General features: G+C 50.4%; 4 protein-coding genes. All 4 read left to right on the top strand.

Annotated features, from left to right (window positions below; translation table 11 throughout):
- Nucleotides 1-421, top strand: a 421-nt coding sequence (locus ACXJJC_RS03705) for an RAD55 family ATPase (RefSeq protein ID WP_456369483.1), incomplete at its 5' end; no start/stop codon positions are given.
- Nucleotides 418-885: a KEOPS complex subunit Cgi121 gene (gene cgi121, locus ACXJJC_RS03700; RefSeq protein ID WP_456369482.1), complete on the top strand. Its 468-nt coding sequence runs from the start codon at nucleotides 418-420 to the stop codon at nucleotides 883-885. The genes ACXJJC_RS03705 and cgi121, both read left to right, overlap by 4 nt.
- A gap of 29 nt (nucleotides 886-914) precedes the next feature.
- Nucleotides 915-1,688 carry an NAD-dependent protein deacetylase gene (cobB, locus tag ACXJJC_RS03695; RefSeq protein WP_456369481.1) on the top strand — a complete coding sequence of 258 codons (774 nt, stop codon included), beginning with the start codon at nucleotides 915-917 and terminating at the stop codon, nucleotides 1,686-1,688.
- Nucleotides 1,689-1,791: 103 nt separating this feature from the next.
- On the top strand, nucleotides 1,792-2,485 hold a 694-nt coding region (locus ACXJJC_RS03690), incomplete at its 3' end, for a Cdc6/Cdc18 family protein (protein WP_456369480.1).

Raw genomic sequence — 2,485 nt, 5'->3', positions numbered from 1 at the left:
CGTCGGAACGCTTGGCCTGAGGGAGAGCCTCACGCTTTCTGGAGATCCGTACAACAGGGTGATCAATGAGTGTGCGAGGGGCTACAAGAGGGTCGTTCTCAACAACCTGTGGTACTTCGCAGAGGACTACGACAGAAAGGCCGTGCTCGGAATGCTCGAGTCAATGGCGGTGAGTGCCAGGAAAAACGAGTCGGTAATCCTCGTGATTTTTGCCAAGGGTATGTTTGAACCAACTTTCGAAACTGCTGTGAAGCAGGTGGTGGATGGTGTTATTGAGCTCAGTCTGAGGGAGGCAGAAACGGAAATTCAGAGGAGGATGAAGATCATAAAGCTCAAGAGGACTCTCGTTCCGAAGACGATATTCAGGTACGACATAACTGACAGAGGTATCAGGATGGAGTCGGTTACGAGAGTGCTATGAGAATCTATCAGGGGAAAATAAGGGTGGAAAACCTCAGGGATTTCCTGAGCAAAATACCGGACGGATGCGTTCTTGTGAACGCGGACTACGTCGTCGACATCGACACAGTAAGATTCGCCGCAGAGAAGGCGCTGAAAATGTGGGAGGGCGGGAGGAGGGTTGCAAGGACCCTCTCCATGGAGGTGCTGCTCCACATAGCAGCCACGAGACAGATCAACCAGGCGCTGAAAATTGGGGTGAGGGAAGGGGAGAACAGTGTGGTCGTTGTGGACATCTGCGGGTGCAGGGATCTGCTGGAAAGTCTCGGATTTGAGGAGCAGAATGTCCTTAGGATGGACGAAGAGAAGGTCAGAAGAATCTCTGACTTTTACGGAATTAGCGATGAGGAACTGAGGATTGTGGGAGCGAGCAGGATCGGGCTCCTCGTCAGGGAGAGGATGGCACTCTTCGCGGTTTCAAAATAGTTTTTTATTTTCTGAAGAACTCTTTTTCCATGAGCCACAATGAAATTGTAAGGGCCGCAGAACTGCTCGCAAGGGCCAGGCACGCGGTCGTATTTACCGGTGCTGGCGTGAGTGCGGAAAGCGGAATCCCGACATTCAGGGGGACCGACGGGTTATGGGAGAAGTATGATCCTGAAGAGGTGGCATCAATTCACGGTTTCAGGAGGAACCCCAGGGCATTCTGGAAATTCGCAAGAGACCTGATGGTTAAGGTTAACGCGAAACCTAACCCTGCCCATCACGCTATAGCCGAGCTGGAGAAAATGGGGATCGTCAAGGCGGTCATAACTCAGAACATCGACCTGCTTCATCAGAGGGCAGGTAGTAGGAAGGTTTACGAACTCCACGGTTCGATGGAGCTGGTGGACTGCCTGGATTGTGGGAGGGTCTACAGATGGCAGGACGTTGAGGAGAAGCTCGTCAGGGGAGAGCCAGTAACCTGCGATTGTGGTAGCCCGTACCTCAAACCGAGAGTTGTTCTTTTCGGTGAACAGCTCCCTTCAGCAACGCTTAACGCTGCGATAGAGGAGAGCAGGAAGTGCGACGTCTTTGTTGTTGTGGGCTCATCGCTCGTTGTTTATCCGGCTGCTCACCTTCCGGTTTATGCCAGAAACAGTGGTGCCAAACTGATAATGGTGAATGCCGAAAGAACACACATGGATGGTATTTTCGATGTGGTGATACATGGAAAGGCTGGAGAAATCCTGCCGAAGATCGTTGAGGTGGTTAAACGGCTGAAGGGATTAAATGGGGATAAGAAATAAACCGAAAAAAATTAAAGTTTTTTAAAAATTTATCACTCTGGAATCACAAAGTTCATAAATTATGCTCTCAAAATTGAAACACTTCTGCTCAAGAGGTGTGGTTATGATTGACAGTAATATTTTCGAGAAGATGCTCAGAAAGACGAGAATTTTCAAGAACAGAGATGTGCTGAGACACTCCTACACACCCGAGTACCTTCCTCACAGGAAGGAACAGATAGAGGCAATAGCCTCGATACTTCTCCCAGCTCTGCAGGGTGAGACGCCGTCAAACATTCTCATATACGGGAAAACCGGTACCGGGAAGACTGCAACTGTTAAATTTGTAGGGAGGCAGCTTGAAGAAGCGAGCAAAAAGATGAACGTTCACTGTTATGTTCACTACCTCAACTGCGAGATCATCGATACCCAGTACAGGGTCCTCGCAACCCTCGCAAAGGTTCTGGGCAAGAGCGTTCCGATGACCGGATGGCCCACAGATCAGGTCTACGAGGAGCTCAGGCAGGCGATAGATGCGAGGGACCAGACGATAATTATCGTCCTCGACGAGATTGACAAGCTGGTCAAGAAGGGAGACGACGTCCTCTACAACCTGTCGAGGATAAACTCCGAGCTTGAGAATGCGAGGGTGAGTCTCATCGGCATTTCAAACGACCTGAAGTTCAAGAACTTCCTCGATCCGAGGGTTTTGAGCTCGCTCAGTGAGGAGGAGATCGTTTTTCCACCATACAACGCCACCCAGCTGGAGGACATCCTCGCCCAGAGGGCAGAGCTTGCATTTTATGAGGGTGTGCTTG

This window comes from Geoglobus sp., assembly GCF_054018175.1.
The sequence above is the reverse complement of the archived record's forward strand: the minus strand, read 5'-3'. Positions and strand labels throughout refer to the sequence as shown.

Coding starts and splice junctions, on each gene's coding strand:
- cgi121 (WP_456369482.1), top strand. CDS start 418: ATGAGAATCTATCAGGGGAAAATAAGGGTGGAAAACCTCAGGGATTTC.
- cobB (WP_456369481.1), top strand. CDS start 915: ATGAGCCACAATGAAATTGTAAGGGCCGCAGAACTGCTCGCAAGGGCC.